The organism is Terasakiispira papahanaumokuakeensis (genome assembly GCF_001709345.1).
GTDB lineage: Bacteria > Pseudomonadota > Gammaproteobacteria > Pseudomonadales > Halomonadaceae > Terasakiispira > Terasakiispira papahanaumokuakeensis.
Map to the genome: position 1 here is coordinate 2,475,114 of NZ_MDTQ01000001.1, position 13,428 is coordinate 2,488,541.

Genomic DNA, 13,428 nt, shown 5'->3' on the forward strand with positions numbered 1-13,428 from the left:
CGATGAACCACTTACTATGAACCACTTACCATGAATCACTGACTAAAACTCAATGACTAGGCGCCATAACGAAGGATCGGACAGGCCCACCCCACGTGATAAGATATTCATCGCTGCTTATTTTGAGATGTCGAGTCGTTGTGCATCAATTCTAGTTTATGTACCAGTCCTCGCTCATGCATCACCTATCGCTCGCTAGATCACTTATCGCTAGCGAGATCGCACAAACACCGGGACTTCCCCTAGACTGATTGTCACAAACACTTTGTCACAAACATCGCCATTTAACCATTATTCTAACCGATTTGGCTCACTACGGGCAGAGGTTTGCTCACCGCCATTACTATCGATATAACTGATGCTGTTGGATGTAATCGATCACCTGATCGGGAAGCAAATATCGCACCGAGCGAGACGTCTGTAGCTGTCGGCGAATATAGGTCGCCGAAATGGTCAATGCTGAAGGTAAGGCCAAAGGTAAAATACCCCCATGGGTCGGCCATGAAGATAACGGTTTTGTCCAGCTACGCTCGGCCAAAGTTTGTGTCAACACTTCAGGTAAAGACGCTCGTTCACCGGGTCGATCCAATACGATGATATGTGCAACATCAAACAAAGCTTCCCAGCGCGACCAACTGGAGAGCCCAGCAAAAGCATCCCACCCCATCATAAAAGCCAGCGGCTGGTCATGACCATACTGTTCACGCAGCGCCATCAGGGTATCTAGAGAATACGAAGGGCCATCACGACGCAGTTCACGATCATCAATCACCCAGGATGGCATCCCCTTGGCAGCGGTCCTTAACATCGCCAAGCGTTGCTCTGGCGTCGCACCAGGCTCAGCCCGGTGCGGCGGTAAAGCACAAGGAACCAAATGCAGTGCCTTGAGTGGCAGCCACTGCTCTAACTCTACTGCACTGCGCAAATGGCCATTGTGAATGGGGTCAAACGTTCCCCCGTACATCACGACCCAAGGCACCATACCTGCCGTTTCCGGAGGATGATCAAGCATCATTGCCTCACCTGACCATCACCCAAGACAATATATTTCTGGCTAGTCAGGCCTTCCAGCCCCACAGGGCCGCGCGCATGAAGCTTGTCAGTAGAAATGCCAATTTCAGCACCAAGGCCATATTCAAACCCATCTGCGAATCGGGTTGATGCATTGACCATGACAGAACTTGAATCCACTTCACGGAGAAAGCGACGGGCCAGCGTATAATTCTCGGTGACGATACTGTCCGTATGGTGGGAGCCATGCTGATTAATATGCTCAATCGCTTCATTCATATCAGCCACCACACGGATTGCTAATATCGGGGCCAGGTATTCAGTATCCCAGTCTTCACTTGTCGCCGGTTTCGCCTGAGACAGAATAGACAGCGTACGCGGACACCCTCTCAGCTCAACTTGATGTTCAGCATAGGCTTCAGCCAACTGCGGCAAGATCGTAGCGGCCTTAGTCTCATGAACCAACAGCGTTTCCATGGTATTACAAGTACCATAACGATGCGTCTTGGCATTCAACGCAATCGCGATGGCTTTATCATCGTCAGCCATCGCATCAATATAGACATGGCAAATACCATCAAGATGCTTAATGACAGGCACACGTGCCTCACGGCTGACACGTTCAATCAGGCTCTTACCACCGCGCGGCACAATGACATCAACATACTCCGTCATCGTGATCAATTCTCCCACCGCCGCTCGATCAGTCGTTTCCACCACCTGAACCAATGACTCAGGCAGTCCCGCCTGAACTAAGCCTTGCTTGAGGCAGGCGGCAATCGCACGATTGGACTCAATGGCCTCAGACCCGCCACGCAAAATAGAGGCATTGCCAGATTTAAGACATAAACTGGCCGCTTCAACCGTGACATTGGGCCGGGATTCATAAATGATCCCAATCACACCCAACGGCACCCGCATTTTGCCCACTTCGATACCACTATTCAGACGGTGCAAATCCGTGACTTCGCCGACAGGATCAGGCAACGCCGCCACCTGCCGAACCCCTTCAATCATGCTATCAATACGAGCGGGGGTCAGCGCTAAGCGATCCAGCAAAGCGGCATCCAAACCTTTAGCCCGGCCGGCATCCAAATCACGCTGATTGGCACTGACTAACGTTTCACGCGCAGCATCCAAAATATCAGCAGTGAGCATCAGAGCACGGTTTTTGTCTGCCGTGTCTAACTTCGTCAGCAACCGAGAAGCGCGACGCGCCTCCTCGCCTAGCTGACGCATATAATCTTCCACTGTATCCATCATTTGATCTCGACTGAATTGAATCTCGACGGTCTTTCAACACATCCATCCATATGCAAGCTGCTCAGTGTGCCGTTTTTTTGGGCTCATCCCAAGAGGCTTGATGGATTAACTCTTAACGCTGTCAAAACCAACCGTATGGTCGCCGCTTTGAAATTGATTTGCCAGTTGCAACAAGGGCGTGCAATATAGCGAACAGTTTTCACAGAAGAATCATCTATAACATAAAGCGTCATGCAATTAACATACAGTGTTGTATGTTAATTGCATGACGGAGTGGCGATTCATCTAGATATTGAAAAGAGTAGATAAATTCAGATAATGCAGCTTAATATGTCCCTTGGAATGGGCCAAGGGCATATTAAAAAAGGTCTCTAGAATGCTGAGAAAAAGCGCTAGGCATACTGAGATCAATAACATTAGCGCTTAAAAGCCTTAACCTAAAAATTAGGCACAGTGTTCAGAGCAACTCTAGAGTGTCAAAAAAGCAGCAATCCCTGTTATTTTGGACTATAAAGACCCTAGTTGGCGCGAGATCTGAACTACAAAATTGTGCAAGAACAACGAACTCTTTACAATGTGGCAAGTGATCCAAGGAATAGGTCTGCTCTGGTAGCTGAATCGATTCCCTTAGCCGTACACTGGCCCCAGGTAAGCGTAATATTTCATCATTCGGGGAGTATAGGGCTTGTGCCTTATGGCGAAATCGACTACCCAATACTCCAAAAGGAAATGCCCAGAGCAAGGCCTCAGTGCGATGGGACAGCATGGACTCATGCGTTTGAAAATGTGGTTGCTCATGAGCGCAGGCTTATGTCTGATAGCCATGGCACCTTTTTATTGGTCAGATCAGGTCTACGGTGGCACTTTTATCGCCATCATTGGTGCAGGCCTTTTATTATGGCGTAGCTCGACGGGCACTTCCCCTTTACCCCGCCATTTACGTTATACGTTATACACACTAGTCGCCGTGTTCTCAGTGAGTACACTCTGGCAGGCTTATCAGATTACCCAGCACTCACCTTCTGATCCCCTTTATTTAATTTTCACCCTGGCGCTTCTTTTTTTATATCCCTTTATTGTTTCGATCGTGACGCCTTTTCATGAAGGGCTCTGCTGGATCAGCCTGCATTCACTGATCATCAACATCATATGGATGCTCAACCTCTCGGGCAGCTTTAGAGCCCATTCACTGATCCTTTACTGGCTGGCCACCTTAATGTGCGTCTTGTATCGCCTACATTATCAACAGCGCCAGCATCAATTACATCGCCAGTTAAGCCGTGATCCAGAAACCCGGCTATTTAACCGGGAGCAGCTGTACGACGATATACTACGCGAACAAAAAAGAGCGATTCGAGAAGATACAACACTCGGCTTTGTCATGCTGGAGTTCTCAACACAAACACTTAGCCAAATCATTGAGACTAGCCTGAAGCTTAGCCAACAAGTGGCCCCCTTCGAACCGCTTTATCGGGCCAGCCCCAATGCCATGGCCATTTTATTGCCAACAGCCACACGCCAAACATTAAATGAACGCGTTAACAGTCTCTGCTTTCCAGACCATATTCGCCACACACACTTTATGCTGGCTCATGACATGACATTACAAGAAGTATTCGCGCTGGCCCGACAGCAGCTGGACGACAGCCCATCGAATACGACTGACGACTCAAGCAGCGAGCACCAAGGCTGGGGTAAAGCACCATGATATGCAGCCAGCCCAGACGATTTGTCGCCTTGTTATATGCCGCCACCAGCTTACTGCTGCTGTTATTGGCAGCGAACCATTATATGGCCGGGTTTTATCAGGCTATTTTACTCCCAGCCGTATTGGCCCCCATATTTTTAGGTCTAGCCTTATTACGCTGGCACCTTGATAGTGCCTACTCACATGACCCAGCAGCCATTGTTGCACTCATCTGTATGGGGCTGCTCATCGTGCTACAGCCTTCAACCGATGCGATACCATGGCGTTTTGTCCCGATGTTTTTTTTTCCACTACTGGCCTGCCTATTATTGCCCAAGCTAGGGGCCACCTTGCTCAGCGTCTCACTCGGCATCGCCGTGCTGGCCGTGCATCCAGAAGAGTTGAAACAAGGAGAGTTTTTACTCTTAATGCTGCAATACGGGCTAGGTCTAATCATTGCCATCACCTTCGCTTCCTTACCTGCCCTGCAGCTGAGGCAACTGGCCTCGCTTAGCGATCGTGACAACACCACAGATTGTTATAACGATCGCCACCTAAAAGCCCGCCTAAAAGCGGAAATCGCCCGTTCTCGCGCCACTCGCCGCCCACTTGGACTGCTGCTGATTGAGCTACATCAGTATGAGAGTCTGCGCCATGACTTTGGCTTAAGCAGCAGTGAACAACTGATGCGCGATATTGTCATTGTATTAAGACGTAATAGCCGTGCAGGTGATGAGTTGTATCGTTTTGATGACCAAACCCTCTTATTATTGCTGCCCAATACCACCTTGAATGGTGCTCTGGTATTGAGAGAGCGCTTACACCGGCTCATACAAATGGAAAGCGAGTGTGAGCTCGGCCCCATTGATATGTCGGTAACCCCGCTCACGCTACAACCCGGAGAGCAAATCGGCGGGCTTTGGCAGCGCTTGCGCCATAGCTGTTACCACACACTATCAGAACGCTTAGACCAACCGACGGATACGCCAACCCGACATGACTTCAGCCCTAACTGATTGGTTGAACCAGTGGCCACTGCTGCTACCTTGGGCAATTTTGCTGGTCGCACTCCTTGAATCACTGGCCATTGCAGGGTTGATCCTCCCCGGAGTGGTATTACTCACAGCTTTAAGCGCTTTGGCAGGCCAACAGCAACTCGCCTGGTATTGGCTCTTACTGAGTGGATTTATCGGCGCGGTAATGGGCGATGGATTGAGCTTCTGGTTGGGCCATCACTTCAAAGATAACGTCAAGCACTGGTGGCCTTTCTCGCGCCACCCTCAATGGCTCAGCAAAGGCCAACGCTTCTTTCATCGCTATGGTGGATTCAGTATTTTTATTGGCCGTTTTGTCGGGCCAGTCAGACCCGTGATTCCACTGGTGGCGGGAATGCTGAAGATGAGCACCCAACGTTTCACCTTAATCAACCTAGTTTCTGCCCTACTCTGGGCACCAGCTTACTTATTACCCGGCTACTTACTCGGCAAACACCTTCATGAGCTGAACTGGCCTGAGGGGAGCGCCGAAATGCTGACCGTGATTGTCTTGGTCCTGGCCGTCATCGTGACACTAGTGCTCCTCGGACAAAGATATCTTGTCGCCCATAGCCGCTGTTACCAACACCTACAGCGTCAGTGGCAACACACTACTTTATGGCAAGCGCTACAGCGCCCTCGCGGGGAAAATGAGTTTCCGTTGGCATCATTACTGCTCGTTATCTTTGCCGTCTTGGGGTTTGCTTGTTGGAGTTTACTGCTCTCAGAAGGCGTTTTGGATCAGATGAATGAACGCCTCAACATCTTAGCCGGTACCCTGGCGACTCCTTGGCTGGTGACCAGTATGAAGGCTCTATCTCGTTTAGCCGATACCCCAGGTATCCTGATGCTAGGGTTGCCTTGGCTGGTCTTATTAGCGAGGCGTCGAGCCTGGATGCTACTGCTACATATCGGCGCCACATTAGCAGCGACAGCTGCAGTCACCACCGCTTTTAAATTCCTCTTCGCACGCCCGCGTCCTAATGTGGCCGATCACTTGGAGGGCTCTTTTGCCTATCCCAGTGCACATACCAGCATCGCGGTTGTTGCGTTTGGCATGATGGCGCTATGGTGCACTTGGGAACACCCTCATACCCGGCGTCGCTGGGCCTACGCTATCAGCAGCTTACCGATTCTGGCCATTGCCTTATCCCGCTGGCTGCAACAAGTCCATTGGGTCGGTGATTTAATCGGCGGGCTGCTCTTGGGGTTAGTCATGCTCGGATTGGTACGCGTGAGCTACTGCCGTTTCGATCAAACGCCGTTAAATGGTGGCCAGGATGTCCGCGATGCTGTCGTTGTGATGCTGATCATGGCGACCAGCCGTATTATCGGCTGGCCTTTCACCGAGTATTAGCCCCCCAAGAGGCGATCAATGACTGCTCAACACCCAGTTGATCCAAAATTCGCGCCACAATGAAATCCACTAGATCCGCCACCGATTGCGGCTGATGATAAAAGCCAGGCGCCGCTGGCATAATCACCGCACCCATTCGCGTGAGCGTTAACATATGCTCTAGATGAACCGCGTGAAGCGGTGTTTCTCTAGGCACAATAATCAATTGGCGTCGCTCTTTCAGCGCCACATCCCCAGCACGTTCAATCAAATTGTTACTGGCGCCAGTCGCTAAAGCCGATAAGGTGCCGCCAGAACAGGGACAAATCACCATCGCAGCTGGCGCACCTGATCCGGAAGCCACTGGCGCAAACCAGTCTTCTTTGCCATACACTTTAATTTGCTCAGGAGCCGCGGCAAATCGCTCAACCAACTCAGCAGCTAACTTGGCAGGGGCTGCCGGTAATTTAAAGCTGGTTTCTGTAGCAATCACCACATGTGCGGCTTTGGAAATCAACACACTGACTTCAACTTCCGCGGCGACCAGGCATTCAATTAAGCGTAATCCATATTGCACCCCTGATGCCCCAGTCAGCGCAACGGTCACTCGACGCGGTGTTGTCATACCTGTATCTCCCGCGCTCGTAATGCATCAAGTAACTGCTGATGCACGCCGCCAAAACCACCATTACTCATGATCACAACACGATCCCCTGGGACTAAAGTCTCCACCAGCTGCTTCACTAAATCCGACAGGTCCGTCATCACATGTCCAACCCCCAATTGCTGCACATCCCAGTCAACCCCAGGCCCCTGAAACCAATACACCTGATCAGCAGCAGCCACACTTGCGGGTAACTGCGCCTGATGAGTCCCCAGCTTCATCGTATTCGAACGGGGCTCAATTACCGCGATCAAACGCCCTTTAGCGCCAGGGCATGCCCCTGCGAGGGTCGTCGCAATCGCCGTCGGATGATGGGCGAAATCATCAAACACCTCAATCCCATCAACTTCGCCACGTAATTCCATCCGCCGCTTCACACCACGAAACTGATTCAACGCGGCCACGGCAGCATCCGGCGCCACCCCCACATGACGCGCCGCCGCTAACGCGGCCAATGCATTACGCATGTTATGCGTGCCCGTTTGTGTCCATTGCACCGTACCCAAGTGCCGATCGGCCAACCAAACATCAAAATGCTGACCGGCTTCATCTTGTGCTCGCGCTTGCCACTGACCAAATGCCACTTCATCCAAGGGGGCAATGGCAAAGGTTTCTACTTCACTCCAACACCCTTGCGCACGCACCCGAGCAAGGGCCTCATCCCCTTCGGGCATAATCACCCGACCGGATCCGGGAACCAGTCTCAACAAATGCTGGAATTGACGCTCAATCGCGGCTAAATCGGGAAAAATATCCGCATGATCATATTCCAGGTTATTCAAAATCAGCGTGCGGGGGGCATAGTGGACAAATTTCGAACGCTTATCGAAAAAAGCCGTATCATATTCATCCGCTTCCACGACAAAAAAAGGCGTGTCACCCAGCCGCGCAGACACCTCGAAATTACCGGGAACACCGCCAATCAAAAACCCCGGGCTCATCCCTGCCCACTCAAGAATCCAGGCTAATAGGCTCGCCGTACTGGTCTTGCCATGGGTCCCCGCAACCGCCAAGACCCATCGCCCAGGCAACACGTGATCATGCAGCCACTGAGGTCCAGAGATATAAGCGACCTGTGATTCCAGCAATGCTTCCACACAAGGCTTGCCTCGGCTCATCGCATTACCCACGACCACCTGATCAGGCAGTGCGCCACTGGGGCCTCGAAATTGGGAGGGGTCATAATCATACCCTTCATGCAAGACAATACCGGCGGCTTCTAATTGATCACTCATCGGCGGATAGACCTGAGCATCAGAACCGGTCACCTCATGTCCCAATGCCTTGGCCAATTGGGCCAGAGATCCCATAAAAGTGCCGCAAATGCCCAGAAAGTGCAGGTGCATGATACCTCTCCCAAAAGCAGCTGCTCTCAAATCAACAGCTGATGCCTAAAAATACCAGTGTAACATGGGGTTGAGGCCAGACTGGGTCCGTAGACGGACAGCAACACTCCCCTCACTCAGCCCGCCTCACTAAGCAAGCAAGCGCCGAAGCCCATCAGTGATCTTTTATCCGGCATCCTCTCCAATCCCCCAATCGAATTTCAAGCGCGATCTAAAGCAAGAAAATCGTCTTTTTACGGCCACACTTGTGCAAAACAAACGTCAATCGACTACAATTGGGCCGCCTTTTCATCCCGGCAATGGGCCAGCGCTGACAGTCGGCGCCACATGGGCCTACAAGCTTTACATTGAACTTACAAAAATCTAAATCAATTTCAGCTGCTTACCTATTGCCTAGTCTAATCCAGCCACTTCCAGCAGGAGTTTCTCAGCGTCATGGCGAAGAAGAATGCCTTTTACGCCCAGTCCGGTGGGGTTACCGCCGTCATCAATGCCAGTGCCTGTGGTGTCATCGAGGCGGCACGCCGCCACTCAGACCAGATTGGCACCGTCTACGCCGGACGTAACGGTATCATTGGGGCGCTGACAGAAGCCCTGATCGATACTTCTACTCTGAGCGATGAAGATGTTGCCGCTCTACGCCATACGCCAGGGGGCGCCTTTGGCTCCTGCCGTTATAAATTAAAAGATATTGACGCGCACCGGGCACAATATGAACGCCTGATTGAAGTCTTCAAAGCCCACAATATCGGCTACTTCTTTTATAACGGGGGCAATGACTCTGCCGACACCTGCCTGAAGGTGTCAAAACTGGCGGAAACCATGGGCTATCCACTGCAAGCCATCCATGTCCCGAAAACAGTGGATAACGACTTGCCGGTGACGGATAACTGCCCAGGTTTTGGCTCAGTGGCCAAATATATTGCCATCTCTACCCGCGAAGCAGCACTGGATATCGCCTCCATGTGCGCGACCTCAACCAAGGTGTTTATCCTTGAAGTGATGGGGCGTCACGCGGGCTGGATTGCCGGTGCCGGTGGTCTTGCCGCCGAGAAAGAAGGCGATGCGCCACACCTGATCATTTTTCCGGAAATCGCGTTTGATCGCCAAAAAGTCATGGCGAAAATTGACCAAAGCGTTAAAGATCATGGCTACTGCGTCATCGTCGTTTCGGAAGGCGCTCGCTATGAAGAGGGCACTTTCCTCGCCGATGCAGGATCAGTCGATGCCTTCGGCCATAAGCAACTCGGTGGCGTCGCGCCGACCTTAGCGGGCATGGTCCGTGAAGACCTCGGTTATAAATATCACTGGGCGGTTGCCGATTACCTGCAACGCGCCGCACGACACATCGCCTCTGAAACTGACGTTCAACAGGCTTATGCCGTAGGTCAAAAAGCCGTTGAACTGGCACTGGCAGGCCGTAACTCCGTCATGCCGACCATTGTTCGAGAAGAAAGCGAAACCTATCAATGGCACGTCGGTGAGGTTGCACTATCAGATGTAGCCAACGTGGAAAAATTTATGCCGCGTGATTACATCACTGAAGATGGTTTCGGCATTTCCGACGCGGGCCGGGCTTACCTGCAACCGCTAATTCAAGGCGAGTGCATTCCGCCGTTTAAAAACGGCATGCCTGTCTATGTTGAGTTAGAACACCAATTGGTCGAGCGCAAACTGCCTGATTTTGAGGTTTAAAGACTCACAAGCTTAAAGACTCACAAGCTTAAAGAGCCACAGCTTAAAAGCTCACGGGCTTAAAACTTACGATAAATAAGCCCGAGATCAGCGCACAAAGATCAAAAGCAGAAAAATTAAGAGCAGAAAAATTAAAAGCCCGTTGAGTTCAGTACTCAACGGGCTTTTTTGACTGCCGACGGCTTAACTGAAAGCCATCAGACACCATTGAACTAGATACCCTCAAGAAACGTCATGACATCCCGCGCGGTCATCACGGTGGTCGGGCAACTTAACACGACGTTCAGCCGCTTGAGAAGCGAAGAAGATCAGCATCCCTAGCAAGGCCAAACCCGCGCCCACCCAACCCGTAGAAGACCATTCAAACCCCGCTTTAACCGTCAAACCCGCCAACCAAGCACCTAACGCATTCGCCATATTAAAGGCCGCATGATTCAGTGACGCAGCCATGGTTTGGGCATCTTCGGCCACATCCATCAAACGTGTTTGCATCGCAGGCGCCACCCCGATACAAGTACCGACTAACGCCACAAATAAAAGGCCGCTCCACAAGGCATTCGCAGCAAAGAAGAAACCACTTTGTACCAGAATGCACCAGCCTAACATCAGAGGAATCGCTTTCAGCAAATTCCAATCAGTCAGTCGCCCACCCAACAAGTTACCGATAATGGTTCCCACACCAAACACGGCAAGCACGATAGGACCCAGCGATTGAGGCATACCGGCTTGCGCCGTTAAGGTCGGCACCACATAACTGAAGACAGCAAAGACACCGCCACATCCCATGCAGGCAATGGCTAACGTCGACAGTACGCGCGGTTTAATTAACGCCGTCATTTCCCGTTTAGGGCTGGCCTGGTGATCAATCGGCTGGCGCAACACCCAAAAGTGCACCATCACCATGGTCATTAAAGCGATCACGCCGACACCCGCAAATGCCACCTGCCAGCCCATTAAATTACCAGCCCAAGTCGCCAAGGGGGCACCCAGCAAGATGGCGACCGATAGGCCGCTCATCACACGGCCAATGGCCCGGCCTCGCTCCTGTACCGGCACGGCAGCGGCGGCCACCAAAGCGGCAACACCAAAATAAGCCCCATGCGGCAAACCGGCAATAAACCGTAACGCCACAAAAGACCAAAACCCTGGGGCCATAATGCTGGCAAAGTTGCCGATCGCAAAAAGCAACATCAGCGTGATCAACAACCCCTTACGAGGCACTCGGGCGGCGAGAGCCGAAATAATCGGTGCTCCCACGACCACCCCAAGAGCATAGCTGCTGATGGCATACCCCACATCGGGGACGTCAATCGCGAAATCATGGGCAACCCGCTCCATCAGCCCCATGATGACAAACTCTCCAGTACCGATACCAAACCCGCCCAGCGCAAGCGCTAACTCAGCCCAGCGAGGCGATCGACGCGGCATGCCAGTCGACGACATAAAACACTCCCGAACAAAAACGATCCGCCCAACAGGCGCTACATTCAACGCCTATCGGGCAGATCGCATAATCAGTCACAATAATGACCGAGTAGAATACTCAGATTTTAGACTTTCGTCTAGTTGAACCCCACCTTCTCGCCACAATCAGTCATTAAGACCACCCAGTCATTAAGACCACCCAGCCGTTAAGACCACCAAGTCACCAGCAACAAAATCAACAACAGTGCACTCAGGATTTTCCAAAAGGCTAAAGGATTGCGCTCCAGCAAAGGCGCATCCGCCGGTGCGGTAAAATCTGGATTGGGCTTTTTCAAGTCATAAATAAACTCAGAAAGACGCCGATAGCGTAACTCAGGGTTAGGCTGTAGCGCCTTACGCAGTGCGCCATCCATCCAGGCTGGAATCATGGGATTATATTGGCAACTAGGTTCGTAATGTAAACGCGTAAAATCCACTTTGCTCTGCATATTTTCCAATTGGCCGGCATAAGGCTTGTGTCCACACAAGACTTCATAGGCAATCGCGGCAATCGAAAACTGATCACTACGCGGCCCGGGTTCACGGCCCAAACGATATTCCGGTGCCGAATAAGGGGTCAGTCCCGCACTTCTGACCAAGGTTAAAGGTGCAGGCAAGTCAGGCAAACTGGGCACAGTCGCGACAGCAAAATCAATGAGCTTTAACATGCCTTGACCATCCACCAGCAGATTATCTGGCGTCAGTCGTTGATGCAGCACATCACGCCGATGGAGTGCACGCACGGCTTTAACTAACTGCTCAATCAAATCCAACCGCGTTTTTAAATCCGCTTGCGGATGCTCTGCACACCACTGCTCCAACGGAATGCCATGGACCCGCTCCATTAAGAAATACAAGCAACTCCGGGGACGAGACACATCGACCGCTTTAGCCACATAAGGGGACTGCACTCGCTCCAGCAGCCACTGTTGCATAATAAAATGGGCGAGGAAATCACGCCGCTGAGATAGCTGAGGCGCTGGGGCTTTTAACACCATTTCACGCCCGCTGGACATATCTGTGACGGCATAAATACGACTGGTTTGGCTACGCGATAAAACTTCATTAATGCGATAACCATCGACTTCCTCGCCCTCAGACAGCTCAACCGGCAAAGGCAGTGAGGAGTAAACCTCACCTAGCGTATTATCGGTTTCTGCAGGTAATTGATCGACCCGCACCAACTGAAAGCAGAAGTTCTGACTCGAATAGCCCCGAGCACTGGCTTTTTCAACCGCTTTTTCCAAAATCATGTCACAGGCTTGGTGTAAATCCTGTGAGTATTGCCGGATCAACTGAACAAAATCACTGGGCATCAGCGTCCCCTTGACCGACTGAGTGGTCATCAAGAAGATGTCGCCCTGCTTTAGGTTAAATTCCATAAAGTCGATATCGAGACTAGGGTCCATCCCCAAGGCTCGAGAAGGATAACGATAGCCGCCTAAAAGGGTGGTGTGCTCTCGGTTTAACTGTTCAAACTCAGCACCGCGCAGACGAAAGACCAGCGTATCCCCCATATGAAAAAGGTGTCCGACTCTTCCCCGCAGCACCAGCCCTGAAAAAGAGCTGATATAGTTGCCTTGCACCATCTGACGGCTTTGCGCGTAGAGCCAGCCATTCAAGGCACCCAAGACTCGGTTTGCAGAGGTTTTGACATCCCAATTATCCGGTGTCGCAAAGTAATCGGCCATAAACCCGCGGACACAGGTTTCACCAGCCTGTTTCGCTTTCACATTGCGCCAAGTCGAATCGGCCATCGCTGCCGCCACCCCTTTGGTCGCCAATAACGAATCTTCGGGCATCTGCACCGCCATGGCAGACCGCGCACTACGATGATCCAGTGCTCGATAGGCCTGGCCAATACTGACCGCCAGATGTCCTAGTTGCATGGTCATTTCAGTCACGCAGGCGCCTCGACTTTGCTGGTC

10 protein-coding genes are annotated in these 13,428 nt (G+C 51.7%); 4 read left to right on the forward strand and 6 right to left on the reverse strand.

Annotated features, from left to right (window positions below; genetic code table 11):
- Nucleotides 1-343 precede the first annotated feature (343 nt).
- The gene (gene nadD, locus BFW38_RS10815; RefSeq protein WP_245686136.1) at nt 344-1,015 is read right to left on the reverse strand and encodes a nicotinate-nucleotide adenylyltransferase; all 672 of its coding nucleotides are present in this window, start codon (nt 1,013-1,015) and stop codon (nt 344-346) included.
- Nucleotides 1,012-2,271: a glutamate-5-semialdehyde dehydrogenase gene (locus tag BFW38_RS10820; RefSeq protein WP_068998638.1), complete on the reverse strand. Its 1,260-nt coding sequence runs from the start codon at nt 2,269-2,271 to the stop codon at nt 1,012-1,014. Before BFW38_RS10820 ends, nadD begins: the two co-directional genes overlap by 4 nt.
- Nucleotides 2,272-2,968: 697 nt before the next feature.
- Between BFW38_RS10820 and BFW38_RS10825 the strand changes: the two genes are divergently transcribed.
- Genes BFW38_RS10825 through BFW38_RS10835 form a run of 3 tightly spaced genes read left to right on the forward strand, consistent with a single transcriptional unit; the run spans nt 2,969 to nt 6,352 of the window.
- The gene (locus tag BFW38_RS10825) at nt 2,969-3,982 is read left to right on the forward strand and encodes a hypothetical protein (protein ID WP_139116607.1); all 1,014 of its coding nucleotides are present in this window, start codon (nt 2,969-2,971) and stop codon (nt 3,980-3,982) included.
- The gene (locus tag BFW38_RS10830) at nt 3,979-4,977 is read left to right on the forward strand and encodes a GGDEF domain-containing protein (RefSeq protein WP_068998642.1); all 999 of its coding nucleotides are present in this window, start codon (nt 3,979-3,981) and stop codon (nt 4,975-4,977) included. Before BFW38_RS10825 ends, BFW38_RS10830 begins: the two co-directional genes overlap by 4 nt.
- The gene (locus tag BFW38_RS10835; protein WP_068998644.1) at nt 4,958-6,352 is read left to right on the forward strand and encodes a VTT domain-containing protein; all 1,395 of its coding nucleotides are present in this window, start codon (nt 4,958-4,960) and stop codon (nt 6,350-6,352) included. The genes BFW38_RS10830 and BFW38_RS10835 overlap by 20 nt, the downstream gene beginning before the upstream one ends.
- On the opposite strand, the gene BFW38_RS10840 is transcribed toward BFW38_RS10835, so the two are convergent.
- Both BFW38_RS10840 and mpl read right to left on the reverse strand, forming a co-directional pair.
- Complete coding sequence (locus BFW38_RS10840) at nt 6,339-6,956, reverse strand: flavin prenyltransferase UbiX (RefSeq protein WP_068998646.1); 618 nt, start codon at nt 6,954-6,956, stop codon at nt 6,339-6,341. The two genes, BFW38_RS10835 and BFW38_RS10840, sit on opposite strands and share 14 nt — an antisense overlap.
- Complete coding sequence (mpl, locus tag BFW38_RS10845; RefSeq protein ID WP_068998649.1) at nt 6,953-8,341, reverse strand: UDP-N-acetylmuramate:L-alanyl-gamma-D-glutamyl-meso-diaminopimelate ligase; 1,389 nt, start codon at nt 8,339-8,341, stop codon at nt 6,953-6,955. The genes BFW38_RS10840 and mpl overlap by 4 nt, the downstream gene beginning before the upstream one ends.
- A gap of 435 nt (nt 8,342-8,776) precedes the next feature.
- Between mpl and BFW38_RS10850 the strand changes: the two genes are divergently transcribed.
- On the forward strand, nt 8,777-10,036 hold the full coding sequence (locus BFW38_RS10850) for a 6-phosphofructokinase (protein ID WP_068998651.1): 1,260 nt from the start codon (nt 8,777-8,779) through the stop codon (nt 10,034-10,036).
- A 222-nt stretch (nt 10,037-10,258) separates the two neighbouring features.
- Here BFW38_RS10850 and BFW38_RS10855 read toward each other — a convergent pair whose 3' ends face one another.
- The gene (locus BFW38_RS10855) at nt 10,259-11,479 is read right to left on the reverse strand and encodes an MFS transporter (protein WP_068998653.1); all 1,221 of its coding nucleotides are present in this window, start codon (nt 11,477-11,479) and stop codon (nt 10,259-10,261) included.
- A gap of 188 nt (nt 11,480-11,667) precedes the next feature.
- A complete protein-coding gene (locus tag BFW38_RS10860) occupies nt 11,668-13,395 on the reverse strand; it encodes a bifunctional protein-serine/threonine kinase/phosphatase (RefSeq protein WP_245686210.1) in 1,728 nt (575 codons plus the stop codon).
- Nucleotides 13,396-13,428: the final 33 nt, after the last annotated feature.